This is a genomic window from Gilliamella sp. B2911, assembly GCF_026536965.1.
Lineage (GTDB): Bacteria > Pseudomonadota > Gammaproteobacteria > Enterobacterales > Orbaceae > Gilliamella > Gilliamella apicola_E.
The window spans coordinates 75877-91148 of the sequence record NZ_JAFNNA010000012.1; the positions used below are offsets into that span (position 1 = coordinate 75877).

8 protein-coding genes and 1 riboswitch are annotated in these 15272 nt (G+C 37.8%); of the genes, 7 read left to right on the top strand and 1 reads right to left on the bottom strand.

All coding sequences use genetic code 11. The features are described 5' to 3' along the window. Positions 1 to 1171 precede the first annotated feature (1171 nt). The 3 genes from J3U27_RS09915 (at position 1172) to J3U27_RS09925 (ending at position 6726) form a co-directional block, all read left to right on the top strand. Positions 1172 to 2518 (top strand): hypothetical protein, encoded by a 1347-nt coding sequence (locus J3U27_RS09915; protein ID WP_267377368.1) that lies wholly within the window; start codon positions 1172 to 1174, stop codon positions 2516 to 2518. A 738-nt stretch (positions 2519 to 3256) separates the two neighbouring features. After that, positions 3257 to 4609: a hypothetical protein gene (locus J3U27_RS09920; RefSeq protein WP_267377369.1), complete on the top strand. Its 1353-nt coding sequence runs from the start codon at positions 3257 to 3259 to the stop codon at positions 4607 to 4609. Positions 4610 to 5385: 776 nt separating this feature from the next. Then, complete coding sequence (locus J3U27_RS09925) at positions 5386 to 6726, top strand: hypothetical protein (RefSeq protein ID WP_267377370.1); 1341 nt, start codon at positions 5386 to 5388, stop codon at positions 6724 to 6726. Between the two features lie 403 nt (positions 6727 to 7129). On the opposite strand, the gene argS is transcribed toward J3U27_RS09925, so the two are convergent. Beyond that, complete coding sequence (gene argS / locus J3U27_RS09930) at positions 7130 to 8863, bottom strand: arginine--tRNA ligase (protein WP_267377371.1); 1734 nt, start codon at positions 8861 to 8863, stop codon at positions 7130 to 7132. A gap of 517 nt (positions 8864 to 9380) precedes the next feature. Continuing rightward, positions 9381 to 9489: riboswitch (TPP riboswitch) on the top strand. Between the two features lie 40 nt (positions 9490 to 9529). On the opposite strand from argS, the gene thiB reads away from it, so the two are divergent. The 4 genes from thiB (at position 9530) to J3U27_RS09950 (ending at position 15006) form a co-directional block, all read left to right on the top strand. Next, positions 9530 to 10528: a thiamine ABC transporter substrate binding subunit gene (gene thiB / locus J3U27_RS09935; RefSeq protein ID WP_267377372.1), complete on the top strand. Its 999-nt coding sequence runs from the start codon at positions 9530 to 9532 to the stop codon at positions 10526 to 10528. 14 nt (positions 10529 to 10542) lie between these two features. Beyond that, a complete protein-coding gene (gene thiP, locus J3U27_RS09940; protein WP_267377373.1) occupies positions 10543 to 12123 on the top strand; it encodes a thiamine/thiamine pyrophosphate ABC transporter permease in 1581 nt (526 codons plus the stop codon). Beyond that, entirely contained in the window at positions 12101 to 12829 is a 729-nt protein-coding gene (thiQ, locus tag J3U27_RS09945) for a thiamine ABC transporter ATP-binding protein ThiQ (protein ID WP_267377374.1), read from the top strand. Before thiP ends, thiQ begins: the two co-directional genes overlap by 23 nt. Positions 12830 to 13662: 833 nt before the next feature. Next, positions 13663 to 15006: a hypothetical protein gene (locus J3U27_RS09950; protein ID WP_267377375.1), complete on the top strand. Its 1344-nt coding sequence runs from the start codon at positions 13663 to 13665 to the stop codon at positions 15004 to 15006. Positions 15007 to 15272 lie beyond the last annotated feature (266 nt).

Below are 15272 nucleotides of genomic sequence, written 5' to 3' on the forward strand. Positions count from 1 at the left end.
AATTTGTCATAAATAGTTAACTTTAATCTTGAATAAATTGCAGAGAATTCTAATCATTTGAATGATAAGATCAAGCACTTTAAATTAAAAAATATTTAAACAAATGAAATGGTTAAAGTATTATTTTTGAGATTTTAATCCAACCAAATCACCATACAATAGTCTATAGTTTCTAAACAAATAACCCAAACTTAGCTAACTAATTATTTAATAATAACTAACGAGAGTCGAAAAAATGAGATTAACATTATCAATGTAAAAATAATTGAGGAGTCTATACAGTCACAATATTGTATTGACTGCAAATTTAATAATTTATCAAGGCAAAGCAATAAAAGGGCTAATTCCAAACTCAGCACACCAAATTTAACGCCAATTTTTACTAATCAAGGTGATATTCAGAAAAATTAGTAAAATCTTTAGAAAATGCCAAGTCATAATAATAATAGATAATCATTAAACCCAGTGAATGCCTTCTACACAATATTCTTAATCCCAATAAATAATATCTAAAGACAGCTTAAAAGCGTTGAAAACGTATAATCTTTTTAATAAAAAGTTGAGGAGTGGGGTTTTTGATCTTCTAAATTCCATTTCAAAATTATTTAATGATCAATGTCATTGATTTTAAACTCAAAGATAAAATTTTCAGGATCAATAATCACATTCTTAAAGATTTGTAATTGAAATATATTTAATTAAAACAACAATTAACCAAATATCATTTTGATCCTTTTTAGATCTTATTTACTAAAGTTAACGCAAATGAGCGAAAAAAAGTGTTGCATCGTGTTTTTCCAATCACTATACTTTTTACACGGTTTTAGTTACGAGGCTAAAACATAACTTAGAAGTGTAAAATTTCAAATAAATCAAAAAACTACTTGACAGGATTGTCGTACATGTTCTATAATTTTCAACAGGCAACAGGCAACAGGCAACTTGGCCAACCTATAATTTAAATTCGTCTAAGTTCAGCTCCCATCTTAAATTTTTTACTGACGTTTATTTTTCTGCGCAATCAAGTGAAATTCTGCGAATTTTCGCGCGATCGCTTCCGCGATCCTCTTTTCGATCGTTTTCCGAATCCATTTTCAGATCCTTTTCGCGATCCTTTTTCGGATCCTGTTTTCGATCCTTTTCTAAATTATCCCGGCAGATTGTTTTTTTCGTGGTCTTTTTCCTTCCTTTTTCGGGTCACGCATTGACATCACAGACAACAGCAAATCAGATACAGGGCACTCCTCCTTATCTGACTTTCGACGGTGGTCGTACACGTGCTGTCGATGCTAACGGTCTGCTTGGGATTACACTATCTAACGGAGCTAATTACACGCCTTCTAACAATTCATCATCTACAACCCCAATCGTCTTGCCGGTTGAGGGTCAGAGTTTTGCTGATATTCGTATGTTCGTTCCTACTGATACAAATTCAGTCGCTTTGAGTTCTCTTATTGGTCCTCCTAATAATTATTGGGGTGATGATGATGGTGATGCTGACGTTACTGCTACAGGTTCTTTAAGTTTATCTATCGTCGATAAAAACAATCAATCAGTATCACGTAATTCCGTGCTAACAATTTGTAATGCACCTTATAAGGTTACGTTATCCAGTACTGACGGTACATTATCTACTCGTTACGGTTTTCCTAATCATAGTACTTTCAGTGCAAGTAGTGAGACTTATTACGTCAATCCTAAGGCTGAGTCGGTGGTTTGTTTTGCTAAGCCTAATTTAATGTATGGTAAGCGTGGTGATGATCCTACTTACCCATCTTTTGATTTTGCTGGTCCGTCTTCAATGTGGGACCCAGCTAAGGGTTTTATCCCTCAGTCAACTGACCCGTCACTTTACGGTAGAAATTTTCCTACAACTGGCGCTAATGGATTGTACTTTGATTTAGATATTGGTGGTCGTAGTCAGCCATTGTCTTGGTCTCCTGTTTCTCATGGAGGTATCACTGCTATTATGTCTAATTCTACTGCTACAAGCGTACGCGTTACTTTAACTGGTCCTTACGCTACCGAATCCCAACAGAATTCATCCAGTCCTGGTCGTATTTCCACTCCATCTTTGCCTCAGACCTTCGAGTTGGTCGGTCGTGACAGTCAAGGTACTCCTGTCGTCAAATATGGTTTTACTTTGAAGCAGTGGTTCGTCAACCGAGGTTATAAGGTGGACTATCATTATAATACTGTATCTTGGTGTAATAGTATTGGTTATCGAATGCCTAGCGTAAAGGATTTAACCAATGCATTTTGTCGTGATACAGATTTAGAATGTCAAGGCGCTGTCGGCGCCACCCCTTCTTCCTCTGATAATCATTACATGCGTCATATAGATGCTGGGCTTTTCACGGAGTGGGGTTATATGAAAGATTATTCAGACGTTGGCTTCTACCGCTATTGGTACTGGGCTAGTGACCCGGTTGGTGGTTATATGGCTATCGTGAGCATACACCAAGGTAATGTGAGTTGGAACCACTACTACAACTACGGACTTTGCTCCTATCCTTAGTTTTTATTTCTTCGTCCTTAATCCTTAGACCGGGGGTGGGGGTGATAAAAAATAGTATTAGGTGATTAAAAGTAAGCTACGAGTCAACGTCGTTTAGCCATAAAAAGCGATTTTGTGGCTAAGCGACGCTACAATTACCCGCCTCGGCGGGTTTATTTTTTAGGTATTTTATCGCAAAAAAAGTTGAGGAACGGGTTTTTTGAAGTTTTAAATTTCACTTAAAAAGTTTTAAATGATCAAACTTACTAAATTTCTAATTCAAATCCCTAAAATAAAATTTTCGAGGATCTTTAATCATTTTTTGAAGATTTGTAATAATATCTTAAATTAAAACAAGAGTTAATCAATTATTTTTCAGATCTTTTTTAGATCCTTTTTAGATCCTATTTACAAAAGTTAATGTAAATGAGCGAAAAAAAGTGTTGCAACGTGTTTTTCCAATCACTATACTTTTTACGCGGTTTAGCTACGAGGCTAAAACGCAGCTTAGAAGTGTAAAATTTCAAATAAATCAAAAAACTACTTGACAGGATTGTCGCACATGTTTTATAATTTTCAACAGGCAACAGGCAACAGGCAACTTGGCCAACCTATAATTTAAATTCGTCTAAGTTCAGCTTCCGACATCTATTTTATACCGATACTTATTTTTCCGCGCAATTCTACGGAATTCTGCGCATTATCGCGCGATCCTTTTTTCGATCCTTCTCTCAATTATCCCGGCAGATTGTTTTTTTTGTGGCTCTTTTTCTTCCTTTTTCGGGGCACGCATTAACTTCACAGACAACTAGGAATGCGATACAGGGTAGTGCGCCGTATTTAACTTTCGACGGTGGTCGTACTCGTGTTGTTGATGCTAACGGTCTGCTTGGGATTACACTATCTGATGGTACACAATATACGCCTTTAAACAATCCTTCATCTTCTTCAACACCAATCGTCTTGCCAGACGAGGGGCAGAGTTTTGCTGATATTGGTATGTTGGTTCCTACTAATGCTAATTCAGTCGTTTTAAGTACGCTTATCGATCCACCTTATAATTATTGGGGTGATGATGATGGTGATGGAGACATTTCAGCTACCGGTTCTTTAAGTTTATCTATCGTCGATAAAAACGGCCGTGCGGTATCTCGTAATGCAGTACCAGAAATTTGTAAGGCACCTTATCAGGTAAAATTAAGCAGTACAGATGTGACATTAGCCACACGTTATGGTGTTCCTAGTAGTAGTAGTTTCAGCGCAAGTAATGCGACCTATTATATTTATCCTAATGCATCACCAATGATATGTTTTGCTAGGCCTAACTTAATGTATGGCAAGCTTGGTGATAATCAGGAATATCTATCTGATGATTATGCTGGTCCTGTTTCGATTTGGGACCCGGATAATGGTTTTCTTCCTCAGTCAACTTCCTCATCATCTTATGGTTTAAACTTTCCAACTACTGGTGCTCGTGGTTTGTACTTTGATTTAGTTATTGGTGGTGGAGCTTCGTTGTCTTGGTCACCGGTTTCTCTTGGTGGAATTACTGCTACAATGACAAATTCCCCAATTAATTCAGGAGCGGTGCGCGTTACTTTAACCGGTCCTTTCGCCACTGAATCCCAAATCAATTCTAGTAATCCAGGTCTTATACCAAAGCCATCTTTACCCCAAACTTTTGAGTTAGTTGGTCGTGATAGTAGAGGTAATGCAGTTGTTAAATATGGTTTTACGTTAAGAAAGTGGTTTGTCCTGCGTGGTTCTAGGGAAGACTCTCATTATGATAATTTATCTTGGTGTAATAGTCTTGGTTATCGAATGCCTCGTGTCAAGGATTTAACCAATGCAGTTCGTACAGATGCAGTCATACCTAGCGCCACTCCTTCCTCCCCTGATAATCATTACCAGCGTCGTATTGGTGCTGGTTTTATTACGGAGTGGGGTAATCTATACGATTACCCAGAATTTGGTATTGGTACAGTCCGCTACATGTGGTTCTGGACTGATGACAAGGTTGGACCTAGTCCGGTTGTCGTGATCGAAGACGGTGCTGTGGTCTGGGGAGGTTCCTTCAACGTGGCCTCTCACGAGCTTTGCGTCTATCCTTAGTTTATTCCTTCGTCCTTCACCTTGATTCTTAGAACAGGGGGGAAAGATAAAATTAAGTTATTAAAAGTAAGTTAGGAGCTAACGTCGTTGAGTTATAAAATAGCGATTTTGTGGCTTAGCGACGTTTGAATTACCCGCCTCGGCGGGTTTATTTTTGCGGTTTTTTATCGTAAAAAAAGTTGAGGCGTGGGGTTTTTGGGGTTTTAAATGTCTCTTAAAAATTATTAAATGATCAAAATCACTAAATTTCTAATTCAAAGCCCTAAAATAAAATTTTTAAGGATCAATCGCTCTAATTTTAAAGATTTGTAATTGAAATATATTTAATTAAAACAAAATTTAACCGGTTAACTTTCAGGTCCTTTTTAGATCCTATTTACAAAAGTTAACGTAAATGAGCAAAAAAAAGTGTTGCATCGTGTTTTTCCAATCACTATACTTTTTACACGGTTTTAGCTACAAGGCTAAAATTTGACAGAAAAGTATAAAATTGTAAATTAATCAAAAAATTACTTGACAGGATAGTCTAAAATGCAATATAATTTTCAACAGCCAACAGCCAACAGCCAACCTGCCAAACCTATCTTTTAAATTCGTCTAAGTTCAACTCCTATCTTAAATTTTTCACTGAAACTTATTTTTCCACGCAATCAAGTGAAATTCTGCGAATTATCGCGCGATCGCTTCCGCGATTCTTTTCTCGATCGTATTTCGGATCCTCTTTCAGATCCTATTTTCGATCCTTTCCCAAATTATCCCGGCAGATTGTTTTTTCCATGGCGTTTTTTCTTCCTTTTTCCAGTCACGCATTAACTTCACAGACAACTAGGAATGCGATACAGGGTAGTGCACCTTATCTGACTTTCGACGGTGGTCGTACTCGTGTTGTTGATACTGACGGTTTGCTTGGGATTACACTATCTGATGGTACACATTATACGCCTTCTACCAATTCATCATCTTCTTCAAGACCTATCATCTTGCCGGTTGTGGGTCAGAGTTTTGATGATATTCGTATGTTCGTCCCAACTAATACTAATTCAGTCGATTTAAGTACTCTTATCGGTCCTCCTAATAATTATTGGGGGGATGATGATGGTGATTCTGGCGTTACTGCTACTGGTCGTTTAAGTTTATCTATTGTCGATAAAAACAATCGGCCTGTATCACGTAATACTGTTTTAACGACATGTACTGATTCTGCACCTTATAGAGTTACGTTATCCAGTACTAACGGTACATTATCAACTCGTTACGGATTTCCTAATCGTAGTACTTTCAGTGCCCGTAGTGAGACTTATTACGTCAATCCAAAGTCTGGTACCTCAGTTTGTGCTAAAGTTAATTTTGCCAAACCTAATTTAAAAAATGGTAAGCGTGGTGATTCTACTTATAACTCTCGTTGGGATTTTGCTGGTCCGGTTTCGATGTGGGACCCTGCTAATGGTTTTCTCACTCAGTCAACTGACCCGTTATCTTACCGTTTAAACTTTCCTACAACTGGCGCTGATGGATTGTACTTTGATTTACTCATTTCTGATAGTAGTCAGCCATTGTCTTGGTCTCCTGTTTCTCATGGAGGTATCACTGCTACTATGTCTAATCCTACTGCTACAAGCGTACGCGTTACTTTAACGGGTCCTTACGCTACCGAATCCCAACAGGCTTCATCCTATCCTGATCGTATTTCCACTCCATCTTTGCCTCAGACCTTCGAGTTGGTCGGTCGTGACAATAATGGTATTCCTGTTGTTAAATATGGTTTTACTTTGAAGCAGTGGTTCGTCAACCGTGCTATGGTGCGCAATTATTCTGATACCTTATCTTGGTGTAATCGTCTTGGTTATCAACGTCTGCCTAGCAGACGTGATTTAACTAATGCATATTGGGAGGATGTAGCCAATCCTACTTTCTTATCTGATAATCATTACATACGTCGTATAGGTTCTGGTTTTTTCTCGGAGTGGGGTAAAATGGATGATTATTCAGGCGTTGGCTTCAACTACTATTGGTACTTGACTAGCGACTCGTATTATAGAGTCAAACATGTCGTGACCACACAGGACGGTTATGTGGATTGGCAGTACTCCGGCTACGGTCTTTGCGTCTATCCTTAGTATTTATTTTTTCGTCCTTAATCTTTAGTGCCGAAGGTTGGGGGTGAGGAAAAAAGTATTAAGCAATTAAAAGTAAGCTACGAGCCAACGTCGTTTAGCCATAAAAATCGATTTTGTGGCTTAGCGACGTTTGAATTACCAGCGGGTTTATTTTTTTATTACAAAAAAAGTTGAGGAGCGGGGTTTTTGGGGTTCTAAATCCTACTTTTTAATATTGTTTTATATGAATAATCCAGCTTTAAGTTGTGGTGTTTAGTTGTGTTTTTATATCAAAAAGTTGAGGATTTTTTGGGGATAAATTTCGTTTTATAAAACTTCCCTCAATTTTAAACGCTGAAATTTTTAAGATGTTTTTAAGTGGCGATATACCACCGATATTGAGCAATATCGGTGGCTGGTTTTGTTACATTTTTTCAACCGTTTTAATACCAAGCATATCTAAACCGGTTTTAAGGGTTTTTGCTGTTAAAGATGCCAGTTTTAGACGGCTATGTTTCAAGTCTTCATTTTCGGCTGCCAAAATTGGGCAGTGCTCATAGAAGCTAGAAAATAGGGTGGCGATATCATACAAATAGGCGCACAGCACATGCGGTGTGCCTTCTGCAGCGACTGTTGAAACGGTTTCATCAAATTGAATTAATCGAATTGCTAATGTTCGCTCTTTGTCCGTGCCTAAATTGATATTACCAGTTAAGCTATCTTCGTTGATATTTGATTTTCTAAACACCGACAGTACGCGTGTATAGGCATATTGTAGATATGGTGCAGTATTGCCTTCAAATGACAACATGTTATCCCAATCAAAAACATAATCGGTGGTACGATTTTTGGATAGGTCGGCATATTTCACTGCGCCAATCGCTACTGCATCAATCACTTTGGCAAGTTCTGTTGGAGAAAGATCGGGATTTTTACTTTTAATGAGTGCTTCTGCACGCTCTGTTGCTTCGTCAAGCAGGTCGTTTAATTTTACGGTATCACCTGAACGAGTTTTAAACGGCTTGCCGTCTTTACCTAACATCATTCCAAACATGTGGTGTTCAAGTTTTAAGGATTCTGGTACATATTTCGCTTTATGTACGATATCCCAAACTTGTTCTAGATGTTGGTGTTGACGTGAATCGGTATAATATAAAATACGTTCAGCATGAAGTGTTTCGTAACGATATTTTACACAGGCAATGTCGGTTGTTGCATAAAGATAGCCACCATCACGTTTTTGGATAATAACGCCCATTGGTTCGCCTTCTTTATTTTTATATTCATCTAGAAATACGACGATGGCACCGTCACTTTCAACCGCTAATTTTTTCTGTTTTAGATCGGCAACAATGCCTGGTAGCATACTGTTATAGATGCTTTCGCCCATTGTATCTTCAACCGATAAGGTGACATTAAGGCGTTTATATGTGGCAATGTTTTGTGTCATGGTGATATCCACCAGTTTTCGCCACATTTCACGGCAATATTGGTCACCACCTTGAAGTTTTACGACATAATTACGGGCTTTTTCGGCAAAGGCTTCGTCTTCGTCGTAATGTTTTTTCGCTGCGCGATAGAACGATTCTAAATCTGAAAGTTCCATGTCATTGGCATGTTCGTTTTCCATTTTTTCAAGATAGGCGATTAACATCCCAAATTGGGTTCCCCAATCACCAACATGGTTGGCACGGATAACATTATGACCAAGAAAGCTTAATACTCGGACACTAGCATCACCAATAATAGTTGAGCGTAAATGGCCGACGTGCATCTCTTTTGCTACGTTTGGTGCAGAGTAATCAACCACAATAGTTTGTGGTTTGGCTGGTAAAGTAATATTCAGTTTATCACTATTTAGCGCGACTTCGTTTTGTTCAGCAATCCAACGATCTTTTAAAAAGATATTAATAAAACCAGGACCGGCGATCTCGATTTTATCGGCAATATCATCAATATCAAGATGTTGTAAAACTTTTTCAGCTAATGCTCGTGGTGGCATTCCCAATTTTTTAGCGGTAGACATGATACCATTTGCTTGGTAGTCACCAAATTGGGCTTTAGCTGATTGCTTGATTAAAGCGTCGCAGTTTTTATCAGCACCCGCCATAATCATTGCTTGAGAAACACGTTGTGTTAATAGTTGTTGAATATTCACACTGAACCTAATCGATTAAAATAAAATGCCCAATATAATACTGATAAATTGATAAATTGTCACTGTGGGATTAGTTAAGGACAAGTAAATAGCTGATTCTTTTATAAACAAAAATTTTTTTATTTAGATGTAATTTATTAACTTAATTATAAAATAGATAAAAAAATAAAGAGAAAACAGGTGCCGAAATTTATTTAACTACCTGATTATCAATATCCTTTTGCTCTTTTCAACGTTGGTGTTTGCTCAAGACCATCTGCAAGAACTCAGATTCACAATTGACAAAATACTATGATAATCATGGTGAAAATATCCTTTAGAATGAATATGCAAAACTCACTCACTCCTTAAATAAGCAAGAAATCGATTTTCTGATTACAAATGGGGCTAAGCGGGAATTTTATCAAGCTATCAGATTGATCAAGGGCAGTTACTCTTTTCCAAAATCGTAGATAAGTTTGTAGGCAACCGTTGAGGGTAACTATTTACAATTATACCTTCACCCTCTAAACTAATGTCGTTCTCAACGGGGTGCCCTAGTGGGCTGAGAGTGTCAGATTGACTGACATAACTCGTCGAACCTGAACTGGATAATGCCAGCGGAGGGATTTGAGTTATTATATCTGCTCAAACCTTTTGTCTTTTACCTATTTTTTTGGAGGCAAAATGTTTTGTAAAAACTTTTTACTACCTGTTATTTTTCTATTTTCACTTTTTAGCCCATTAGCCAATGCAGAAATGCCCACTTTGACGGTTTATAGCTATAATTCATTTATGTCACAATGGGGACCCGGTGAGGCAATCAAAAAAGGGTTTGAAGCCCAGTGCAATTGCCAACTTGAGGTTGTGACATTAGGTGATGGTGTGTCAGTTTTAAATCGTATTCGCCTTGAAGGCGATAAAACGAATGCGGATGTTATTTTAGGGTTAGATAACAACCTATTAGAGCAAGCCAAACAAGCGAATATTCTTATTCCTCATCAAATCGCTAAACCCGACAATCTCAACACCAATTGGTGGGATGATAGTTTTATGCCTTATGATTTTGGTTATTTTGCTTTTATCTACAATAATAACAAAGTCAAAAATCCACCTCATTCTTTACATGAACTGGTTGAAAATAAAGCCGGTTGGAAAATCATCTACCAAGATCCAAGAACCAGTACACCAGGACTTGGTTTACTATTTTGGGTAAAAAAAGTTTATGGTGATAAAGCAGCAGAAGCTTGGCAACAAATCGCTAAAAACACGGTGACGGTCACCAAAGGTTGGAGCGAAGCTTATGGTATGTTTTTAAAAGGCGAAGCGGATTTTGTACTTAGTTACAGTACATCGCCAGTGGCACATATCATTAATGAAAACGAGCATCACTACGAAGCAGCTATTTTTGATGAAGGACACTATCGTCAAGTTGAAGTCGCCGGAATTATTAAATACAGTCAAGAAATTGACCTAGCGCGCCAATTTTTACGTTATTTGCTGACACCTGAAGTCCAACACCAATTTGCTGAGAAAAATGTGATGTATCCGATTATCAAAACGGATCTACCTAATGCCTTTGCGCAAATTAATTCGGTCAATAAATCGTTAGAATTTGAGCCAGCAGAGATTGAAAAACATCAAAAAGCTTGGATTCGAGAATGGCAATCGGCAATTAGTCAATAGATCCCGTATCGTCAATGTTAAAATTTAAATCGTTATTACCCGGAATAAGTGCTGCGAGCTTAATACTCATCATTTTAAGCTCGGCACTTATTGCTATTTGGCGATTTGCCTTGGAGTCAGGAAATTTGACGATTTATCTTGATAGTTATGTACTTCATATTGTTTGGATCACTTTTTATCAAGCTTTGTTATCGACAATACTTTCGCTGGCATCAGCAATATTAATGGCTAAGGCGCTCTCCTTTATTGATTTTAAAGGTAAAAAGTTACTGATAAAAATAATGCCAATTACCTTTATTTTACCCGCTTTAGTGGTTGTGACAGGGTTGTTGTCGGTATATGGGCAACAAGGTTTACTGGCTTACATTTGCCAAGTACTGCATATCCCATTTTCATTTCCTATTTATGGCTTGCAAGGTATTTTGTTGGCTCATGTTTTTTTGAATTTTCCTTATGCTTGTGTGCTCTTTTACAAAACATTAAACAGTGTTGCTATAGAACAAAGACAGTTAGCGGCACAACTTAATTTTTCAACATTTACCTATTTTAAATTACTTGAATGGCCGTTACTTCGTAGACAAATATTACCTATGGCAGCACTTATTTTTATGCTCTGTTTTTCGAGTTTTGCCATAGTGCTTGCATTGGGTGGTGGTCCAAAATACACCACGTTGGAAGTGGCTATTTATCAAGCGGTGCGAGACTTTGATCTATTACAAGCCGCATTGCTATCTTGCGTGCAGTTGGTTTGCTGTATTGTTTTTATCAGCTTGATGCAGAAAATAAATAGAAATGATAGAAAGCTGAGTGTTAAATTTAGTCAGTCCAACTATCAATTACCGATAACCAATTGGCTAAAAATGATTAGCATGATCATTATCGTAATAGGGGGATTATTTATCCTGTCTCCGATGATTACCATACTTTTTCAAGGTTTCTATTTTTTCCAAATCTCATTACTCACATCGATGTTGCAACAAGCCTTACTCTATTCAATCCTTATTGCTATAGGTTCCGCTATGATAGCGATGTTACTTGGGTTACTTTTGCTATGGACCAATTGCCGACTATTGATTAACCAACAACGTCAATTAAGTAATCGGCTTATGCTGGTTGCCTCACTGATATTAGCCATACCAAACATGGTATTAGCATCGGGATTGTTTTTATTGTTATTTGGTTATAGTCATCACACTGTTTTTATCTGCTTATTAATTATGGTTTGTAATGGGTTAATGGCGCTACCTTTCATCCTTAAAAATTTAGCTACGCCGATGTATGATATTACTGCACGCTATTGGCAATTAACCCAAACCCTTAATATCAATGGTATAACGCATTTTTATTTGGTCGATTTTAAGGGGTTAAAAAGCCTTATGTTGATGAGTTTTGCCCTTGCTGCCATATTGTCATTGGGTGATTTTGGAGTAATTGCATTATTTGGTGGGGAATCAGTGAGCACTTTGCCGTATTATTTATACCAACAGATATCGCATTATCACTATCAAGAAAGTATTGTGACAGCAGCGATATTATTACTTTTATCCTTTAGTTTATTGGTTGTGATGGATTATGATCGAACTTCAAAAAATTGAATATCAATATGACAACTTCAACATGCACTTTACGCTAAATATTGCTGCTAAAGAGCGGGTTGTTATTGTCGGACCAAGTGGCGCGGGCAAAAGTACATTACTTAGCTTGATTGCGGGGTTCATCTTTCCTAAATCAGGACAAATCATCTTAAATAACCAAAATGTCACGACAACGTTACCCGGTAAACGCCCTGTCTCGATGCTATTTCAACAAAATAACTTATTTAGCCATCTAACGGTTGAACAAAATATTGCTTTAGGCATCAAGCCGACATTAAAACTGAGTCGAGCTGAACAAACGACTATTAATGATATACTGGTTCGTGTCGGGCTGGAAGGCTTTAACCATCGCTATCCCGAACAGCTATCGGGTGGCCAACGGCAACGCGTGGCTTTGGCTCGCTGTCTTATACAACATCGTCCTATATTATTATTAGATGAGCCATTTTCTGCTCTTGACCAAGCTCTGCGCTTTGAAATGTTGGCATTGGTGAATCAGGTTTGTAGTGAATTTAATCTGACCTTAATGATGGTATCGCATTATTTGGATGAGTCACTTAGCCATTTTTCCCGCTGTGTGGTTATTGAAAATGGAAACGTCATATTTAATGCAGAACCAAAACAGCTAGCTGAAAATCAAGAGATAGCTAAATTGTTAGGGATAAGTTATTATTCAGAATTAGAATCCTCCGTAAAAAAAAGTTGAGGAACGGGGTTTTTGGGGTCTAAATTCTGTTTTGAAATATTGCCTCAAATAAGTAATTCCGCTTTAAACTATGGCGCTTTTTAGTGCCCGTTTTTTCCATCAAAAAAGTTGAGGAGCGGGGTTTTTGAGGTTCTAAATTCTGTTTTGCAATGTTGTCTCAAATAAATAATTCCGCTTTAAACTATGGCGTTTTTTAGTAGCTGTTTTTTCCATTAAAAAAAGTTGAGGAGCCGGGTTTTTGAGGTTTTAAATTTCACTTAAAACTTTTAAATGATCATAACCACTATTTTTAATACTAAAATAATTTTTTTAGGATCAATAACCGTGATTCTAAAGATTTGTAATAATGATAATCTTTAATTAAAACAGCGCTTAATTAATTATCATCTAGATCTTTTTTAGATCCTATTTACAAAAGTTAACGTAAATGAGCGAAAAAAAGTGTTGCATCGTGTTTTTCCAATCACTATACTTTTTACACGGTTTTAGTTACGAGGCTAAAACATAACTTAGAAGTGTAAAATTTTAAATAAATCAAAAAACTACTTGACAGGATTGTCGTACATGTTCTATAATTCTCAACAGGCAACAGGCAACAGGCAACTTGGCCAACCTATCTTTTAAATTCGTCTAAGTCCAGCACCCAGTTTAAATTTTTCACTGAAACTTATTTTTCCGCGCAATCAAGTGAAATTCTGCGAATTTTCGCGCGATCGCTTCCGCGATCCTCTTTCCGATCGTTTTCTGGATGCTTTTTCAGATCCTTTTCGCGATCCTTTTTCGGATCCTGTTTTCGATCCTTTTCCCAATTATCCCGGCAGATTGTTTTTTTCGTGGTCTTTTTCCTTCCTTTTTCGGGTCACGCATTGACATCACAGACAACTAGGAATGCGATACAGGGTAGTGCACCTTATTTGACTTTCGACGGTGGTCGTACACGTGCGGTCGATGCTAACGGTCTGCTTGGGATTACGCTATCTAACGGAACTACATATACACCTTCAACCAATACTTCATCTTCTTCAGCACCAATCTCTTTGCCGGTTGAGGGTCAGAGTTTTGCTGATATTCGTATGTTCGTTCCGACTAATACAAATTCAGTCGCTTTGAGTACACTTATCGGTCCTCCTAATAATTATTGGGGTGATGATGATGGTGATTCTGGTGTTACTGCTACAGGTTCTTTAAGTTTATCTATCGTCGATAGAAACAATCGGCCTGTATCACGTAATACTGTGTTAACGACATGTAATGGTTCTGCACCTTATAAGGTTACCTTATCCAGTACTAACGGTACATTATCAACTCGTTACGGATTTCCTAATCGTAGTACTTTCAGTGCTAGTAATGTGACTTATTACGTTAATCCTAAGGCTGGGCCTGTGGTTTGTTTTGCTCGACCTAATTTGAATTACGGTACAGGTAATTATGCTGGCCCTTCTTCAATGTGGGACCCTGCTAAGGGTTTTCTCACTCAAGAAACAGACCCGTCACGTTACGGTCAAAACTTTCCTACTACAGGTCTTAATGGATTGTACTTTGATTTAGATATTAGTGGTAGTAGTCAGCCATTGTCTTGGTCTCCAGTTTCTCTGGGTGGTATCACAGTCACAATGTCTAATTCTACTGCTACAAGCGTACGCGTTACTTTAACTGGTCCTTACGCTACTCAATCCCAGATTAATTCATCCAATCCTGGTCGTGTTTCCACTCCATCTTTGCCTCAGACCTTCGAGTTGGTCGGTCGAGACAATAATGGTAATCCAGTTATTAAATATGGTTTTACTTTGAAGCAGTGGTTTGTCAACCGAGGTTCTAAGTATGACACTTATCCTAATACATTATCTTGGTGTAATAGTCTTGGTTATCGCCTTCCTAAGGTAAAGGATTTAACCAATGCATCTTGTCGTGGTAGTCATGCAGACACTTTTTGTCAGGGTTCAGTCGGCGCTACTCCTTCTTCTCCTAATAATCTTTACATGCGTCATATAGGTTCTGGTTTTGTCACGGAGTGGGGTCGTATGCTGGATTATTCAGGCGTTGGCTTCTCCTCCTACGGTTGGTACTGGACTAGTGACCCGTATGGTGTTAACCAGTTTTTCGTGAACACTTACGACGGTTACGTGAATTGGCACTACACCTACCTCGAATACTACGGGCTTTGCTCCCATCCTTAGTTTTTATTTCTTCGTCCTTAATCCTTAGGCTGGGGGTGGGGGTGATAAAAAATAGTATTAGGTGATTAAAAGTAAGCTGACTCAAGGAGTCAACGTCGTTTAGCCATAAAAAGCGATTTTGTGGCTAAGCGACGCTTCAATTACCCGCCTCGGCGGGTTTATTTTTGAGGCGATTTTATCGCAAAAAAAGTTGAGGAGCGGGGTTTTTGAGGTTCTAAATTTCACTTAAAAATTATTAAAATATCAAAATCACTAAATTTCTAATT

Coding starts and splice junctions, on each gene's coding strand:
- J3U27_RS09925 (WP_267377370.1), top strand. CDS start 5,386: ATGGCGTTTTTTCTTCCTTTTTCCAGTCACGCATTAACTTCACAGACA.
- thiB (WP_267377372.1), top strand. CDS start 9,530: ATGTTTTGTAAAAACTTTTTACTACCTGTTATTTTTCTATTTTCACTT.
- thiP (WP_267377373.1), top strand. CDS start 10,543: ATGTTAAAATTTAAATCGTTATTACCCGGAATAAGTGCTGCGAGCTTA.
- thiQ (WP_267377374.1), top strand. CDS start 12,101: ATGATCGAACTTCAAAAAATTGAATATCAATATGACAACTTCAACATG.